At 67.2% G+C, this 16,707-nt stretch carries 14 protein-coding genes, 2 tRNA genes and 1 pseudogene; 6 read left to right on the forward strand and 11 right to left on the reverse strand.

Annotated features, from left to right (window positions below; all coding sequences use genetic code 11):
• Positions 1 to 138: 138 nt before the first annotated feature.
• Positions 139 to 1,212, reverse strand: a complete 1,074-nt coding sequence (locus ACWDXS_RS26465) for a GNAT family N-acetyltransferase (RefSeq protein ID WP_449969630.1) — start codon at positions 1,210 to 1,212, stop codon at positions 139 to 141.
• A 180-nt stretch (positions 1,213 to 1,392) separates the two neighbouring features.
• Here ACWDXS_RS26465 and ACWDXS_RS26470 point away from each other — a divergent pair, with 180 nt between their 5' ends.
• Positions 1,393 to 2,607: an FHA domain-containing protein gene (locus tag ACWDXS_RS26470; protein ID WP_449969633.1), complete on the forward strand. Its 1,215-nt coding sequence runs from the start codon at positions 1,393 to 1,395 to the stop codon at positions 2,605 to 2,607.
• A gap of 74 nt (positions 2,608 to 2,681) precedes the next feature.
• Here the strand turns inward: ACWDXS_RS26470 and mihF are convergent, their stop codons facing one another.
• Positions 2,682 to 2,996 carry an integration host factor, actinobacterial type gene (mihF, locus tag ACWDXS_RS26475; protein ID WP_019045768.1) on the reverse strand — a complete coding sequence of 105 codons (315 nt, stop codon included), beginning with the start codon at positions 2,994 to 2,996 and terminating at the stop codon, positions 2,682 to 2,684.
• Positions 2,997 to 3,470: 474 nt separating this feature from the next.
• Between mihF and ACWDXS_RS26480 the strand changes: the two genes are divergently transcribed.
• On the forward strand, positions 3,471 to 4,286 hold the full coding sequence (locus ACWDXS_RS26480; protein WP_378995636.1) for a hypothetical protein: 816 nt from the start codon (positions 3,471 to 3,473) through the stop codon (positions 4,284 to 4,286).
• Between the two features lie 67 nt (positions 4,287 to 4,353).
• Here the strand turns inward: ACWDXS_RS26480 and clpX are convergent, their stop codons facing one another.
• The 5 genes from clpX to ACWDXS_RS26505 all read right to left on the reverse strand — a co-directional run bounded on the left by clpX (position 4,354) and on the right by ACWDXS_RS26505 (position 9,400).
• Positions 4,354 to 5,634, reverse strand: a complete 1,281-nt coding sequence (gene clpX / locus ACWDXS_RS26485) for an ATP-dependent Clp protease ATP-binding subunit ClpX (RefSeq protein ID WP_378629984.1) — start codon at positions 5,632 to 5,634, stop codon at positions 4,354 to 4,356.
• A 242-nt stretch (positions 5,635 to 5,876) separates the two neighbouring features.
• On the reverse strand, positions 5,877 to 6,539 hold the full coding sequence (locus tag ACWDXS_RS26490; protein WP_378659420.1) for an ATP-dependent Clp protease proteolytic subunit: 663 nt from the start codon (positions 6,537 to 6,539) through the stop codon (positions 5,877 to 5,879).
• Between the two features lie 43 nt (positions 6,540 to 6,582).
• The gene (locus ACWDXS_RS26495) at positions 6,583 to 7,158 is read right to left on the reverse strand and encodes an ATP-dependent Clp protease proteolytic subunit (RefSeq protein ID WP_067456898.1); all 576 of its coding nucleotides are present in this window, start codon (positions 7,156 to 7,158) and stop codon (positions 6,583 to 6,585) included.
• Positions 7,159 to 7,325: 167 nt separating this feature from the next.
• Positions 7,326 to 8,690: a trigger factor gene (tig, locus tag ACWDXS_RS26500; RefSeq protein ID WP_387449353.1), complete on the reverse strand. Its 1,365-nt coding sequence runs from the start codon at positions 8,688 to 8,690 to the stop codon at positions 7,326 to 7,328.
• Positions 8,691 to 8,851: 161 nt separating this feature from the next.
• Positions 8,852 to 9,400, reverse strand: coding sequence for an FKBP-type peptidyl-prolyl cis-trans isomerase (locus ACWDXS_RS26505; protein WP_378995631.1), 549 nt, complete (start codon positions 9,398 to 9,400; stop codon positions 8,852 to 8,854).
• A 162-nt stretch (positions 9,401 to 9,562) separates the two neighbouring features.
• On the opposite strand from ACWDXS_RS26505, the gene ACWDXS_RS26510 reads away from it, so the two are divergent.
• From ACWDXS_RS26510 to ACWDXS_RS26520, 3 genes and pseudogenes are all read left to right on the forward strand, one after another.
• Positions 9,563 to 12,031: a phosphoketolase family protein gene (locus ACWDXS_RS26510; RefSeq protein WP_449969641.1), complete on the forward strand. Its 2,469-nt coding sequence runs from the start codon at positions 9,563 to 9,565 to the stop codon at positions 12,029 to 12,031.
• Between the two features lie 71 nt (positions 12,032 to 12,102).
• Positions 12,103 to 12,849 (forward strand): annotated as a pseudogene (locus ACWDXS_RS26515) (metallophosphoesterase); the annotation flags it as partial.
• Positions 12,850 to 13,024: 175 nt separating this feature from the next.
• Complete coding sequence (locus ACWDXS_RS26520; RefSeq protein WP_378995624.1) at positions 13,025 to 13,384, forward strand: hypothetical protein; 360 nt, start codon at positions 13,025 to 13,027, stop codon at positions 13,382 to 13,384.
• Positions 13,385 to 13,391: 7 nt separating this feature from the next.
• Here ACWDXS_RS26520 and fabG read toward each other — a convergent pair whose 3' ends face one another.
• From fabG to ACWDXS_RS26535, 3 genes are all read right to left on the reverse strand, one after another.
• Positions 13,392 to 14,150, reverse strand: a complete 759-nt coding sequence (gene fabG, locus ACWDXS_RS26525; protein ID WP_378995622.1) for a 3-oxoacyl-ACP reductase FabG — start codon at positions 14,148 to 14,150, stop codon at positions 13,392 to 13,394.
• 35 nt (positions 14,151 to 14,185) lie between these two features.
• Positions 14,186 to 14,262 (reverse strand) — tRNA-Pro (locus tag ACWDXS_RS26530).
• Between the two features lie 42 nt (positions 14,263 to 14,304).
• A tRNA-Gly gene (locus ACWDXS_RS26535) sits at positions 14,305 to 14,375 on the reverse strand.
• Positions 14,376 to 15,058: 683 nt separating this feature from the next.
• Here ACWDXS_RS26535 and ACWDXS_RS26540 point away from each other — a divergent pair.
• On the forward strand, positions 15,059 to 16,015 hold the full coding sequence (locus ACWDXS_RS26540; RefSeq protein WP_067456742.1) for a GGDEF domain-containing protein: 957 nt from the start codon (positions 15,059 to 15,061) through the stop codon (positions 16,013 to 16,015).
• Positions 16,016 to 16,157: 142 nt separating this feature from the next.
• Here ACWDXS_RS26540 and ACWDXS_RS26545 read toward each other — a convergent pair whose 3' ends face one another.
• Positions 16,158 to 16,664: an RDD family protein gene (locus tag ACWDXS_RS26545; protein ID WP_449969646.1), complete on the reverse strand. Its 507-nt coding sequence runs from the start codon at positions 16,662 to 16,664 to the stop codon at positions 16,158 to 16,160.
• Between the last annotated feature and the right edge of the window lie 43 nt (positions 16,665 to 16,707).

Below are 16,707 nucleotides of genomic sequence, written 5' to 3' on the forward strand. Positions count from 1 at the left end.
GGTCAGGCGCCGGGGCGTAGGCGACGAAGGAGCAAGCCCCGGTGCCTGACCGGCGGCCCCTCAGGGCCGCGGACACGCGCGCGCCAGCGCGCCAACAAACACAGCCTCAAACCGTCCCGGGACTACCCCAACCCCTGATCAGTCACTTCTCCAACCAGCCAGGTCAGCCCCCATACAAGCCCGCGGCCATTCGTCGAGCCCATGAGCGATCTCACTGGCACGTATCGCCCGCAACCCAGGAGTTTCGTCAGCAGGCAGGATGTAGGTGAACCCGAGACGTTCGTAATACGGACCGTTCCACGGCACCTGGGTGAACGTGGTGAGCGTGATCTCCTCCAGGCCGTTGCTCTTGGACCACGCAACCGCATGGTCGATCAGCCGCTTGCCGATCCGCGCCCCCGCATGGGCCGGGTCGACGGAAACCTGATCGATATGAGGTTGCCCGTCGACCAGCCCGAGAACCAGGTAGCCGATCGGCTGATCGTCGTCGTCCGGCCACACCCACGCCCGCCCCTCGACGACGAAGCCCCGCAACACCTCTCGCGACGGCGGGTCGTCCTCGGCGATCGCGGTCATGCCCACCTCGGCGAACGGCGCACCGGCCCGCCGCTCGATCTCCTGCAGCGCCGCGATCTCGTCCTCGCGCGCGAGCCGGGCCGGTCCACCGGCCACCGGAGTGGCGATGATCCCGTTGAGCAGCGCGCGCAGGGCCCAGCGCGCACGGATGTCACCGGCGGTGCGCTGTACGGACTCGGCGGCGATATGCCGGTAGATCAGGTCCACGGCCCAGGTCGAGGTCGCGGGATCGAGGCCGCCGTCGCGCAGGAGGGCCACCAACTGCTCGATCAGGCCGAGGGCGTGTTCGGTGGTGGGGAATCGGCCGAAGGCGACGAGCGCCAGACCGTCGTGGCGGCCGAGAGCCTCGATCGCGGACTCGACCAACTGGGTCACCCTGGTACGCCAGTCACCCTCGGTGGGCGCCTTGACCTGGGACAGAACGTGATCGAGCATGCCGGTCAGCAGGTCGTCACGATGGGCGAGGTAGACGTACAGCGACGCGGCGCCGGTGTCGAGTTCCTTGGCGACCCGGCGCATGGTGAGCGCGGCCGCGCCCTCGGTGTCGAGGATGCGCAGTCCGGTCTCGATCACGAGTTCGCGGCTCAACGGGACTTTCGCCGGTCGGGCCCGGCGACTGACGGGTGCGGCGTTCATGCGCCGATCCTACGCGGCTGACGAACATCGTTTGGTACGAACGCCGTTCGAAATTTACCTTCGGGCCTTATCCCCGGGCGCCGGTCCATCTATGCTGGCGGCGGAGACCAAGGTCGCGGTCTGCCGCACAGCGGGGTCGGCCGAGGCAGCGGTGAAGGCCAGTCCGACAAGGAGGCGTTGATGCACGCGCATTCGTCCACCGTGGCCATCGTGCCGGGGACCGGGATCGTCGCTCGATTCGGCGATGTCGTCGTCTATCTGGCCGGAGAGACACCGTCGACCGATCGGTTACTCGGTGCGGTGGAAACCGTCGCCAACAACACCGCGGCGAGCGCGCCCGGTGCGGCCCTGGCGCAGCGCCTGGCGGGCGTGGTGTTCGGCGGCGCTTCTGCCCCACCGCCTTTCGGCGTGCTCGCCCCGACCGCCGACGGGATGCTGATCCTGTTGCGCGGCGCGGTGATCGCCGAGATCTCCGGTGCGGAGGGCAACCGCCGCCTCGCCGGCGACCGGGCCTTCACCTGGGTCGACGAGATCATCCGCGAACCTGTCCGCCGGATCGCGGTCGGCGCCGAGATGGCCGACCCCACCAGCGCCAATCCCCGCACCGACCTGCGTGCGGGCATCGTCACCGGCAACGGTTTCGTGCTCAACCTGGGCCGGCGCCGCAATCCCCCACCGCGCCGGGTCGAATCCGTCGACGAGCCCGCCCCGACGGAGGCCACCGGCTTCCAAGCCCTGCGCCCACCGACCGCGCGATCCACCGACACCAGCGACGCGCTCCCGGCCACGGCGGAATTCCCGGCGCCGACACCCGACCAACCCGCGACCTCCGGTTTCCAGCCCGACGCCGGCCGACCCGACAGCGAGACGGTGAGCACGGGCAGCCGGCCGACCACCGGCGATGTCGCAGGCACCGGATCGAGCAACTCCGACGGCGTCACCGTGAGCACGGGTCCGCGCAGCTCACCCGCCGCCAACGCCCCCCGCGCCTGGTCCCAAGCACTCGATGCCGCCCAGCGCGCCGAACCGGTCGCGTTGAGCAAGGGCGCGCCGTCCCACAGTGGTTCGCGGGGCGCCCTGGTCACCGAAGACGGGCTGAGCTACCCACTGGACCGGCCCTACGTCCTCGGCCGCAACCCCTCGGGGGAAGAATCGGTTCGCGCTTCCGCGGCGACGCCGATACTGATCGAACGCGATCGGCTCGTCTCGCGGGTCCATGCCTTCGTCGCCCCCGACCGTGGCAAGGTGTTCGTCCGCGAGGCCCCCGCGACCTCCGGAACCTTCTTCGCCGCCCCCGACAGCGAACGCTGGTCTCGCGTCGGCACCCTCCCGATCGAGTTGCAACCGGGATGGCGCCTGCGGATCAACGACTTTCTGCTGACCTACTGCGTGTAAATCACCTACTACGAATCACAGACCATCCCGACGCCCGTGCATCCAGCTCCACGGGCGTCGGATCGCGAATCGGCTCAGGCCTCGAGGGCGTCGAGCAGGGCCGCGCGCTGACGAGCACCCAGGCCGCCGATACGGCGATCCTCGGGAATCTCGGCCTGGTCCATCAGCTTGGCGGCCTTGACCGGACCGACGCCCGGCAGTGCCTTGATCACGGCAGCGACCTTGGTCTTCTTCACCAGGTCGTCGCTGTCGGCTTTCTTGAGCAGATCGGCGACGGTGACCTTGCCCTCCTTCACCTTGCCGATCAGTTCCGAGCGCGCCTTGCGCACGGCAGCCGCTTTGGCCAACGCCTCGGTGCGCTGTTCGGCGGTCATCGTAGGCAGTGCCATGTCTCCTCCGCTTCCACTCGTCACTCGAACATCTGATTGACGGACCGAGTAAACAGCACGAAATCGGCAGCACCAGTCCGACACACCGCGAGGATACGCCGATGAGTTTTGCTTGCCGAACCCGTCGTATTCAGTGAAGGCCCTGCAAGACGGACCAAACGGACGAAATGACGGGCGGTTCAGGAGGGCGTAACACCGCGGTGACCAGCAACGACACATCATCAGAAGCACTTTTGCGGGATCAAGGTTCAACGGCGAACCACGGAGGATCGACGAAGCTCCTCGGCCCGGGCGCGACCCGTTCTCGAACGGTCGTCACCGTCTCCCGTTGCGCTACATCGACAGCTACACAGTTGTGCGCCAGACATTTTCAGCGCCTGCGGGTCGAGCAATTCAGGCCCGCGGGTGTTCTCTGCCCGCTCGATGCGCAACAATGACGCGACCCGGCGAACCCTTTTGCTACCTGGAGTTGCGATGCGCGAGGAACACCCGCTCGACCACGAGGTCACCGCTCTACCCGTACGGGTGGAACGGGCCAGGCGTCGCATCGCCTATCAGTCCGACCCGGCACTGACCGACGCGCTGTCCGAAGACGAGTTGCGCGCGGAGCGCGAACTCGCCGAAAAGATCCGCACCTACGAGCGCGATCAGCGCTGGAAGCACATCAAGGCCGCCTCCTCGCACGCCGACCGCTTGCGTGACACCACCGCGGAGCTCGAGCGGGCCGAGATGTCGGACCTGATGCTGGCCCGCAAGGCCATCGCCGCGCAACGTCGCGAGTCCAACCCGCGCGCCCGCCTCGCCTCGCTCTATCAGCACCGCACCTGGTCGCTGCGGGCGCTGGCCGGCGTGGTGATCACGGGGATGCTGTGGTCGGCGGTGAACGTCCAGCACAACATCGCCCCCGGCGGACCCACCGACCCGCTCTACTGGGCCAGCTTCGGCCTGGAGGCGATGATCAGCGTGTGCCTGATCATCATCATGATCGGCACCACGCGAGTGGCCGAGTGGGGCGTGATGGGCAACCGTAACCAGGTGCTGATCGCCGAGCTGTTCCTGCTCACGCTGACCATCGCCCTCAACACCTATCCACACCTGAGCGCACAGCACTGGTACGACGCCGCTGTGCACGCGGTGGCCCCGGTGATGATCGGTGTCGCACTGCTCATCCACAATGCCGCCAGCGCCCGCTACAGCACCGCGATCGTCCGTGCCAGCGCGGAGATCCCGGCCGACGACGCCGACGATCCCCTGGCCGCGCCGAGCCTGGGTAATCCGGCCGTCACCTAGCTTCCACCGACGCACAGCGAAGGGCCCCTCCGGATCAGATCCGAAGGGGCCCTTTGCCGTTGGTTTGTTACGCCGACTTCTCGCGACGCTCCGGACGCTGCGCCTTGCGCGGCACGATCGTCGGGAGGACGTTGTCGATGACGGTGTCGGCGTTCACGACCACCTTGGCGACGTCGTCTCGGCCGGGGATGTCGTACATCACCGGCAGCAGGACCTCTTCCATGATGGCGCGCAGGCCGCGAGCACCGGTGCCGCGCAGGATCGCCTGATCGGCGATCGCTTCGAGGGCGTCGGCGGTGAACTCGAGGTCGACGCCGTCCATCTCGAACAGGCGAACGTACTGCTTGACCAGTGCGTTCTTCGGCTCGGAGAGAATAGTGACCAGCGATTCCTTGTCCAGGTTCGTCACCGAGGCGACGATCGGCAGGCGGCCGATGAACTCCGGGATCAGACCGAACTTGATCAGATCCTCGGGCATCACATCGGCGAAGTGGTCGTCGGTGTCGACCTCGGCCTTGGAGCGCACCTCGGCACCGAAGCCGATGCCGCGGTGACCGGTGCGGTCGGAGATGATCTTCTCCAGGCCCGCGAACGCGCCCGCCACGATGAACAGCACGTTGGTGGTGTCGATCTGGATGAACTCCTGGTGCGGGTGCTTGCGACCGCCCTGCGGCGGCACACTCGCCTGGGTGCCCTCCAGAATCTTCAGCAGCGCCTGCTGCACGCCCTCGCCCGACACATCGCGGGTGATCGACGGGTTCTCGCTCTTGCGGGCGATCTTGTCGACCTCGTCGATGTAGATGATGCCGGTCTCGGCGCGCTTGACGTCGTAGTCGGCGGCCTGGATCAGCTTCAGCAGGATGTTCTCGACATCCTCACCCACATAGCCCGCCTCGGTGAGCGCGGTGGCATCGGCGATGGCGAACGGCACGTTCAGCATCTTGGCCAGGGTCTGCGCGAGGTAGGTCTTGCCGCAACCGGTGGGGCCGAGCATCAGGATGTTCGACTTCATCAGCTCGACGGCCTCACCGCGGCTGTCGCGGCCCTTGTCGCCCGCCTGAATGCGCTTGTAGTGGTTGTAGACCGCGACGGCGAGGGTCCGCTTGGCGGTGTCCTGGCCGATCACGTAGTTCTCGAGGAAATCCCGGATCTCCGAAGGCTTGGGCAACTCGTCGAGCTTCACTTCGCTCGACTCGGCCAGCTCTTCTTCGATGATCTCGTTGCACAGGTCGATGCACTCGTCGCAGATATACACCCCAGGGCCCGCGATGAGCTTCTTGACCTGCTTCTGGCTCTTTCCGCAGAACGAGCACTTCAGCAGATCGCCGCCGTCTCCGATGCGCGCCATCTCGTAGGTCCCTACTTCCTTGTCCGAGTGCGACCGTCGTCCCCCGATTGGGCCGGAAATACGTCTCGGTGCCGTCAATCAGAGCAATGGTCCCTGAGTCGACCGTACCTGGTGTGCGCGAGACAGGTCGACAACTCGCGCATGTTCGATGTGAAGGGTTGTGCGGGTCCTCACCATTGTGAGCCACCGCGGCTGAAAAAGCCGGGCCCGCCGCCCAGATCAGGACAGCGGGCCCGGGCGTGTCACTTCTGTCCGCTGAGCTTCCGGTAATCGAAGACCTGGTCGATGATGCCGTATTCCTTGGCTTCCTCGGCGGTCAGGATCTTGTCACGGTCGGTGTCCTTGCGCACCTGCTCCTCGGGCTTGCCGGTGTGGCGCGAGATGGTGACTTCCATCAGGCGACGCATCCGCTCGATCTCGGCCGCGGCGATCTCGAGGTCGGACACCTGGCCCTGCACACCGCCGGAGGACGGCTGGTGGATCAGGATGCGCGCGTTGGGCAGCGCGGCGCGCTTGCCGGGAGCGCCCGCGGCCAGCAGCACCGCGGCGGCCGAGGCCGCCTGACCCAGGCAGACCGTCACCACGTCGGGGCGCACGTACTGCATGGTGTCGTAGATCGCCATCAGCGCGGTGAACGAACCACCGGGCGAGTTGATGTACATGGTGATGTCGCGGTCGGGGTCCTGGGACTCCAGCACCAGCAGCTGCGCCATGATGTCGTTCGCGGACACGTCGTCGACCTGGTTGCCCAGGAAGATGATGCGCTCTTCGAACAGCTTGTTGTACGGGTCGGAAGTCTTGACGCCGAACGAAGTCTGCTCGGTGAACTGCGGCAGGATGTAGCGCGACTGCGGCAGGCTCGCACCGGAGCCGTGGCCGGCGCGCGGGTCGAAGAGGTTGGCCATCTTTATCTCCAAGCTTGTCTCGAGTGAGGGGGGACGGCGGCGGTTACTTCGCCTGGTTCGCGTGCGTGACCACGTGGTCGATGAAGCCGTATTCCAGGGCTTCCTTCGCCGTGAACCAGCGGTCGCGGTCCGCGTCCTCGGTCACCTGCTCCACCGACTTGCCGGTGTGCAGCGACTGCAGTTCGTTGAGCTCACGCTTGGTGTGGGCGAACTGCTCGGCCATGATCGCGATATCGGCCGCCGAACCACCGATGCCCGCCGACGGCTGGTGCATCATGATCCGGGTGTGCGGCAGCGCGAAACGCTTGCCCTTGGTGCCCGCGGTGAGCAGGAACTGTCCCATCGATGCGGCCAGACCCATCGCGACGGTCTTGATGTCGCACTCGGCGAACTGCATCGTGTCGTAGATGGCCATGCCCGCGGTGACCGAGCCACCGGGCGAGTTGATGTAGAGCGCGATGTCCTTCGTCGCGTCCTCGGCCGAGAGCAGCAGGATCTGCGCGCAGATCTTGTTCGCGATCTCATCGTCGACCTGGGTGCCCAGGAAGATGATGCGCTCGCGAAGCAGCCGTTCGTATACGGAATCACTGAGGTTGAGTCCAGCGGTAGCGGCTGTCATGACCCCTGCCTGGTTGATCGTCACGGATACCTGCCTTCTCTTCTCACCGATTGCTACGGCCATACGAATACGGTTCGTCGTCACAAACACTAACGAAGGAGGGCGGCGCCGAACTCCCGGCACCGCCCTTCTTCGCTCACAGCGCAATCAAATCACGCCGCCGAAACCTACTCGGCAGCGGCTTCGTCCAGCTCGATGTCAGCGGATTCCGCAGGGTCACCGAACATTTCGGTGGTGTCGACCACATTGCCCTCGGAGTCGGTGACCTTCACCTGACCGACAACTCCGGCCAGCGCCTTGCCGCGTCGCACGTCGGCGAAGACCGCGCCCAGCTGGCCCGCCTGCTGCACCTGCTGGATGAACTGCTCCGGCGACATGCCGTAACGCTGTGCCTGGAACAGGATTCGCTCGGTCAGCTCCTGCTGGCCGACCTGCGTGTTCTCGGCCTCGGCGATGGCGTCGAGCAGCAGCTGGGTCTTCACCGACTTCTCGGCGGCTTCCTGGGTGTCCTTGTCGAACTCCTCGCGGGAGGAGCCCTGCGCCTCGAGCGCCTCGGCCAGCTTGGCCTCGTCGTGGTCGAAACCGTGGACGGCGTCGTGGACCACGGCGTCGACCTCGGCCTTGACGACGGCCTCGGGCAGCGGGACCTCGACGGTCTCGAGCAGGGTGTCGAGCACCTTGTCACGGATGGAACCGGCCTGCTCGACCTTCTTGACGCGCTCGACGCGGCCCTTCAGGTCTTCCTTGAGCTCGTCGATGGTGTCGAACTCGCTGGCCAGCTGGGCGAACTCGTCGTCGGCCTCGGGCAGCTCGCGCTCCTTGACCGACTGCACGGTCACGGTGATCACGGCTTCCTTGCCCGCGTGGTCGCCCGCCACCAGGGTGGAGGTGAACTCGGCGGACTCGCCGGCCTTCAGGCCGATGACGGCCTCGTCGAGGCCCTCGATCAGCTGACCCGAACCGACCTCGTGCGACAGCCCGGTGGTGGCCGCCTCGGGGACGTCCTCACCGTCGACGGTGGCCGACAGGTCGATCGACACGAAGTCGCCATCGGCCACGGCACGCTCGACACCGGTGAGGGTGCCGAAGCGCTGACGCAGCGAGGTGAGCTGCTCCTCGATGTCGTCGTCACCGATGGTGAAGGAATCGACGGTCACCTCGATGCCCGAGTAGTCGGGCAGGGCGATCTCGGGACGCACGTCGACCTCGGCGGTGAACGCCAGCTCTTCGCCGTCTTCGATCTTGGTGATCTCGATCTCGGGCTGGCCGATGACCTTGACCTCCGAGGTCTGGATGGCCTCGGCGTACTTGTTCGGCAGTGCGTCGTTGACGACCTGCTCGAGCACGGCGCCACGGCCGACACGGGTCTCGATCAGCTTGGCCGGAGCCTTGCCGGGACGGAAGCCGGGGATCTTGACCTGCTGCGCCAGCGCCTTGTAGGCCTTGTCGAAGTCGGGCTTCAGCTCCTCGAAGGGCACCTCGACGTTGATCCGGACCCGGGTCGGGCTCAGCTGCTCGACGGTGCTCTTCACGGACATACTCCTTGGTTCGTAGTTCATGGTGGTGTCCCCACAGGGGGGCGACGCGCCATAGTCAGGCACGGCTAAGCCAGGTGCGGCGCACAATGCGCATCCCGACCAGGGTAGTTGACCGCCTGCGCGCTCGCGCAATCGGTGTTTGGTTGAGGGTGCCGCTAGCGGCCGACCTGCACGGCGTCGGTCACGAAGACCAACGTCTCGTTCGGCGGCACACCGTTGCCGCCCTCGCCGTAGCCGAGGTTCGGCGGCACGATCAGCAGCCTGCGCGTGCCCTGCTGCACGCCGATCAGCCCCTCGTCCCAGCCCTGGATGACCTGGCCCGCGCCGAGGGTGAGCCCGAACGGCTTACCACGCTGGAAGGAGCTGTCGAGTACCTGCTTGTCCGACCAGGTGACCAGCTCGTAGTTCATCGTCAGCGGCTGGCCGGCCACCGCGCCCGGCCCGGTGCCCACCACCAGGTCCTTGGTGATCAGAGTCTTGGGCGGGTCACAGCTGTCGGGGATGGTGATCTTGGGCGCCTCGCCGTAACCGCCGCTGACTTTCACGTCGTCGGCGGTGCATTCGCGACCTGTGCTCGCGGAGCTCCCGCCGGCCGCGCTCGAGCTCGGCGCGCTGCTCGAATCCGTGTCGGAGCCGCAGGCCGCTGTCGTGATCGCGGCGGCCGCGACGAGTCCGATTCCGATGATCCTGCCGAGAGAATGCATGGCCCGCAGAGTAATCGACCGCCGTTGCGGCGTCGGGAACCGGCACGACGGTAGGCTCGGCGGTGCGTTTCTCCACCGGTGTCGCCGGTCCTCGATCGGCGCCCGTGCAGGCCCCCGCGGCGCGGACGGCGCCGTGACCTCATCGAGTTCGAGGAGTCCGCGATGACCGAAACCACCGTGGGCGACACCGCGGCGGACAATGTGGGAGACGGTCAGGGCGAGACCATCGCCCCGAAGCCCTACGTCCTCACCGACGCGCCCGGTCCGCTCTCGCGCGAGGAACTCGTCGCCGTCGACGCGTGGTGGCGGGCGTCGAACTATCTCGCGGTCGGCCAGATCTATCTGATGAGCAATCCGCTGCTACGCACCCCGCTGGTCCCCGACGACATCAAGCCGCGCCTGCTCGGCCACTTCGGCACCGTGCCCGGCCTGAATCTGGTGTGGGCCCACGCCAATCGGGTGATCCGGGACCGCGGCCTGAACGCGGTCTATGTCGCGGGCCCCGGTCACGGCGGCCCCGGCCCCAACGCCTGCGCGTGGTTGGAGGACGCCTACGCCCAGCTCGAGCCGGACATCCCCCGCGACGTCGACGGCATGCGCCGATTCTTCCATCGGTTCTCCTTCCCCGGCGGTGTGCCGAGCCACTGCGCGCCGGAGACGCCGGGGTCCTTCCACGAGGGCGGTGAGCTCGGCTACTCGCTGCTGCACGCCTACGGCGCCGCCCTGGACAACCCCGATCTCGTCGTGTTCTGCGTCGTCGGTGACGGCGAAGCCGAGACCGGTCCGCTGGCGGGCAGCTGGCACGCGAACAAGTTCCTCAACGCGGGGCGCGATGGCGCGGTGGTGCCGATCCTCGCGCTCAACGAGTACAAGATCGCCAATCCGACGATCCTCGCCCGCGTTCCCGAGGAAGAACTGATCGAGCTGCTCCGTGGCTACGGCTACGAACCGCTGATCGTCTCCGGCAACGACCCCGCACCGGTCCACCAGGCGATGGCCGCCGCGATGAACACCTGCGTGGACCGAATCGCGCAGTTCCAGCGGGCGGCCCGCGAGGACGGGGACACGAAACGTCCGCGCTGGCCGATGATCGTGATGCACACGCCGAAGGGCTGGACCTGTCCCCCGGTGGTCGACGGCCAACGGGTGGAGGGCACGTTCCGCGCCCATCAGGTGCCGCTGCCGAACGCGCGCACCGACTCCGAGCACCGGCGGGTGCTGGAGCTGTGGTTGCGGTCGTATCGGCCGGAGGAACTGTTCGGCCGGGACGGGTCGCCGGTACCGGCCCTGCTCCAGCAGGTGCCCGCGAATCCGATGAGCCTGAACCCGGTTGCCAACGGCGGCTTGCTTATTCGCGATCTCGACCTACCCGACTGGCGCGACTACGGCGTGGACGTCGTGTCGCCAGGTGCGGGTGAGCACGAGGCCACCAGGGTCCTCGGCGGCTGGCTGCGCGATGTCACCGCCCGCAATCCGCACAACTTCCTCACCTTCGCCCCCGACGAACTGGTCAGCAATCGGTTGCAGGACATTCTCGAGGTGACCGGACGCGACTGGCAGGAGGAAGTCGGGCGCTGGGACGTGGATCTGTCGACGGTCGGGCGCGCGGTCGAAGTGCTGTCGGAGCACATGTGCGAGGGCCTGATGGAGGGTTATCTGCTGACCGGCCGCCACGGCGTCTTCACCTGCTACGAGGCGTTCATCCACATCGTCGACGCCATGTTCAATCAGCACGCCAAATGGCTCGATGCCAGCTCGGCGGTGCCGTGGCGGCGCAAGATCCCCAGCCTGAACTACCTGCTCACCTCGCATGTGTGGCGTCAGGACCACAACGGGTTCACCCATCAGGATCCCGGTTTCCTGGACGTAGTGGCGAACAAGAGCCCCGATATCGTGCGCGTGTATCTGCCGCCGGATGCCAATACCCTGCTGTCGACCTACGACCACTGCCTGCGATCGCTGCACTACGCGAACGTGGTCGTGGCGGGCAAACAGCCGGGGCCGGACTGGCTTTCGGCCGAGGAGGCGGGGCTGCACTGCACTCGCGGCCTCGGAATCTGGGAGTGGGCGTGTCACAACGACGACCCCGGCACCACGCCCGATGTCGTGCTCGGGTGCGCGGGCGATGTGCCGACCCTGGAAACTCTGGCCGCGGTGGCGATCCTCCGAGATCGGCTGCCGGACCTGCGGATTCGGTTCGTCAATGTCGTCGACCTGATGCGCATGCTGCCCGCGGACGAGCACCCGCACGGCCTGCCCGACGCCGAGTTCGATGCCCTGTTCACCACCGACCGCCCGGTGATCTTCGCCTTCCACGGCTACCCGTGGCTGGTGCACCGGCTCACCTACAGCCGCACCAACCACGCCAACCTGCACGTGCGCGGTTACAAGGAGAAGGGCACCACCACCACGCCCTTCGACATGGTGATGCTCAACGATCTGGACCGCTTCCATCTGGTGCTCGACGTGATCGACCGTGTTCCGGGGCTGCGCGAGCGGGCGGCGGGTCTGCGCCAGGAGATCGTCGACGCCCGGTTGATCGCGCGCCGCTGGACCCGCGAACAGGGCGCCGATATCCCGGTCGTGGCCGATTGGGTCTGGCCCGACTCGGCGATTCCCACCGCGCGGTAACACGGTTGCGGCGCGGGCCCGCCCTGCACGACGATGGAAGGGATATGACCGAATCCCGCCGCACCGAGCTCCTCCCCCGCGATCGCCGCGATCTGACCGGACCGTTCGACGTGATCGGCGACGTCCACGGCTGCCGCTCCGAATTGGAGACCCTGCTCGGCGAACTCGGCTACGTCCTGGACCGTGACGACCGCGGCCGACCGATCGGCGCCGCCCACCCCGGCGAGCGCACCGTGGTCTTCGTCGGCGACCTCGTCGACCGGGGCCCCGACACACCCGGGGTGCTGCGTCTGGTGATGGGGATGGTGGCCGCGAGAACCGCCCTGTGCGTCACCGGCAACCACGATCACAAGCTGATGCGCGCCCTCGACGGCCGCAATGTCCGCATCGCGCACGGCCTCGAACAGTCGCTGTCCCAACTGGCCGACGAAGACCTCGAATTCCGTACGGCCGCACACGCTTTCCTCGGCACCCTGCCGAGCCACTACCTCCTCGACGGCGGCGCGCTGGTCGTGGCCCACGCGGGTCTGCCCGAGAGCCTGCACGGCAGCACGTCGGGCCGAGCCCGCTCCTTCGCCCTCTACGGCGCCCCCACCGGTGAGCTCGACGAACACGGCTATCCCGTCCGCTACGACTGGGCCAAGGACTATCGGGGCGCCCCCACGGTCCTCTACGGCCACACGCCGGTCCACACCTTGACCTGGGTCAACAACACCCTCTGCCTGGACACCGGCGCCGTCTTCGGCGGCACCCTCTCCGCCCTGCGCTACCCCGAGATGACCACGATCTCCGTCCCCGCCGAGCAGGTCTGGAGTGAACGCGCGGGCATCACGCCCGTGCCCGACTGAGCCTGTCGACGCGACATCGCAACGCCGGGCGCCGGGACCCGTCGCCGAATCGTCAACGTCGAACCCGGGTGTGACGTGCGGATTTCCAACCCGATGGGCCTACCATCAGCAGCGGACGACCCGACTCATCGACGAGGAGAGGTTCATGCGCCGTACATTTCTCGCTCTGTCCGTATTCGCTCCGCTCATGGTCAGCGGTGTCGCGAGCGCCGATCCAGCACCGCAGGGGACGGGGACGCTGACGGCGTGGACGTTCACCGGACGGGAGCCGGTTCCGGTGAACCGGGCCGATATCGAGGTGACGCCGTGCGAGGCGAAACAGGTGGTCGCGACGCTGGTCAGCGGGGCCGACGGGCGCGCCACGGTGGCGCTGCCCGCGGGGTGTTACGAGGCGAAGGTGGTGACGGTGCCCGGCGGCTGCGGGTTGGCCGTCACCGAGCCGGTGCGGGTCACCGTGGCCGCGGGTACGGAGGCGCGGGCGGACTTCCGGTTCGGCTGCGCCTGACCGACGTTCAGTCTTTCGGGCCACCGGCCACGTAGATGACCTGGCCCGAGACGAAGCCGGCGCCCTCGCTCACGAAGAACGCGGCGGTGTTGGCGATGTCTTCGGGCGTGCCGACCCGGTTCACCGGGATCTGCGCGGCCGCAGCGGCCTTGAAGGCCTCGAAGTCCGCGCCGACCCGGGCGGCGGTGGCCGCGGTCATCTCGGTTTCGATGAAGCCGGGCGCGATCGCGTTGGCGGTGACGCCGAATTTGCCGAGTTCGAAGGCGAGGGTCTTGGTGAACCCCTGCATGCCCGCCTTGGCCGCGGCGTAGTTGGCCTGGCCGCGGTTGCCGAGTGCCGAGGTGCTCGACAGGTTGACGATGCGACCGAACTTGGCCTCGACCATGTACTTCTGCACGGCGCGGGTCATCAGGAAGGCACCGCGCAGGTGCACGTTCATGACGGTGTCCCAGTCGTCGACCGACATCTTGAACAGCAGGTTGTCGCGCAGCACGCCCGCGTTGTTGACCAGCACGGTCGGCGCGCCGAGCTCGGTGGCGATCCGCTCCACCGCGGCGGCGACGGCCGCTTCGTCGGCCACGTCGGCACCCACCGCGAGGGCGGCGCCCCCGGCGGCCTCGATGGCGGCGACGGTGCCCGCGCAGGCGGCTTCGTCGAGATCGAGGACGGCGACGGCGTATCCGTCGGCGGCGAGCTTCGTGGCCACTGCGGCGCCGATGCCACGGGCGGCTCCGGTGACGATCGCGACCTTGCGTTGCGTGGGCATCCGTCTCCTACAAGCCTGAGCTGGGCGAATGGTGATGGTCGGGGTGACAGGATTTGAACCTGCGACCCTCCGCTCCCAAAGCGGATGCGCTACCAAGCTGCGCTACACCCCGATACCTCACCGGCGAGAGCACCGTGGAGGCAATACATGTTTGAGCGGGTGACGGGAATCGAACCCGCACCATCAGCTTGGAAGGCTGAGGTTCTACCATTGAACTACACCCGCAGGCATACGACATCGATGGGATCGCCACGATGTCGTGTGCGCCACGACTGTACCGAACCTCGCGCGAAAAATGCCAATCCGGCCCCTGCCTGCCCGATTGATGCGTGTCGGCCGCCGGTGTACCCCACTCCTCGCGCGACCAACCCTCGCCATGCCCGATTAGGGCCTAATGACCCTATCCCCGAAACCCCCTCCCGGCGACGATGGTTGATGCGCCCATGGGGGCCGGCGCCTGCTCCACCGGGGGATTAAATAGGAGAATTTTCCTTAAAAACCCGGCACGTGGGCGGCGAGTAGGCCACCATGAGAATGCGCGTGACGACTACTGCCACATCGTCACGACTCGCACCCCGTGCCAGGAGGGACCCATGGCGACGCAACGTCCACCGCCCAGCGGAGGGCATCACGCTGTATGTTTCGGCTCACGAAATTTCTTTTCGGGAAATATGTAACGCCGGAGACGCTGCAGCGATGTCATACCCGATCGCCATTCGCGAGAGACCAGAGAACGCGTTGCAGAACGTGACTTTTCGGTCTCGGGTGGCTTGCTAGGATCCTTTTTGCCGGACGGGGGTATCTGGAAAGGGGGCGGTGAGCGTGTGCCGAACTCGGTGGACCCAACCGCGTAGCAGTGCGAATGATCGAGGTGGCAAGTTCGTCGCCACCTACCGCCGGTGATGTCGATGACTGTCCACATCGAGCCACCGGTCGCCGCGATGGCCCGCGCCTGGGCCCGCGCGGTATGCGCCGAACCGGGCTCTTCCACGGCGCCGCACCAGTTGGAGCCGGTGCTCGTCGACATCGTCGAGCGGCTGCTGCACCTGGCTCGGACCGAACCGTTCCCGGTTCCACAGGCGCGCAAGCTCGGCGCGCGGTTGGCCGAGGCGCCGTTCGAACGCACCAGGATGCTGGCCCACGCCAGTCGCTGGCTGCTCGGCTTCCCCTCGGGGGTTCCGGGTTCGCTGGTGGCGACCCGCTGGCCGCTGGTGGCCAGCCAGGCCATCGACAGCTACGCACAGGCTCTGCAGGAACGCGCTCTGGCGCAACAGGAACAGAACATCTCGGCGAAAGTGTCACTGCGCGTACAGGAGATCGCCGCGCTGCAGCACCGCTTGCGCCACGAGGCGACCCACGACGCCCTCACCGATCTCGCGAACCGCACGCTGCTGCAAGAACGGGTGCGCGCGTTCGCCGCCGACCCGAGCCGCGGTGTCGGTGTGCTGGTGGTGGACCTGGACCGCTTCAAACAGATCAACGACGGCTACGGACACGCGATCGGCGACGAGGTACTGGTCGAACTGGCCAACCGCTTGCGTGAGGTGTGCCCGCCCGACACGGTGATCTGCCGATACGGCGGCGACGAGTTCGTGGTGGCGGCCAATCCCCGCCGCGACACCCTCGGCGAGTTGGCGCACCTCGTGGTCGCCGCACTGCGCGACCCGGTGTGGTCGAGCGCGGGCCCCGTGCCGGTTTCGGCCAGCGTGGGCACCGCGTTCTGCCCACCGGGAAAGACGTGCGATTTCACCGACCTGCTGCGTCGCGCCGACCGCGCGATGTACTCGGCGAAATCGGCGGGCGGGCGGCGTTTCGCGCTCGCTGAATCGGGCGACCCCGAACTGGGAACGGCGGTCGCCGGCTGAGTCGGATCGCGAAGCCTGCACTTCGCGTTCCGGCTCAGCCGATTTCGACCGGATCGAGTCGTAACATCGCGGGAGTCCGTGCTCGGAATGGGGGGCACCGGCTGGTTACGGCGCGTTGATGGCCCGCATCGTGACCGTGCGCTCAGTGTTCGAGATAGGTGACCGCAGCCTGGCCGGGGGTGTCGACCGCTACGGCAGACCGGTCCTCGGTGGTGTCGCATCTGCGCACCACGACGATCAGTGGCGCGCACTGAGCGACGCCGCCGAGCCGAAAAACGATGCGGTGCTGCCGGAATGCTCGCCACATGTCACGTGCGCTCGGACCGAGGCCATCCGTGCCGCGGATCCACCTCAGGCCCATCAGAAGTTGACCGACGGTCGCGCCGAAGACACTCGGCAGCACCGTGGCGTTGGTCACCAGCAGGATCACCAGGAAGATCATGGACCCGAACATCACCGGGGCCTGGTCATCCATGTCGAGCATCCAGTCGTGACCGACGAGCAGCACAACAGCGACGAACGCGACAACGACCACACTGTAGGGAAGCACGATGTCGGCGAGGTTGGCCGCTACGTTGCGTAACTTGCGCGGTGACGGGTAGCGCGGATCACCATCGGCGCCATGATATTCCGGCCCGGGTTGCGTCATCCGATCATGCTCGCACACCGGCGGGAAATCACGCCGGCGGTTG

It is taken from the genome of Nocardia sp. NPDC003183 (genome assembly GCF_053590715.1).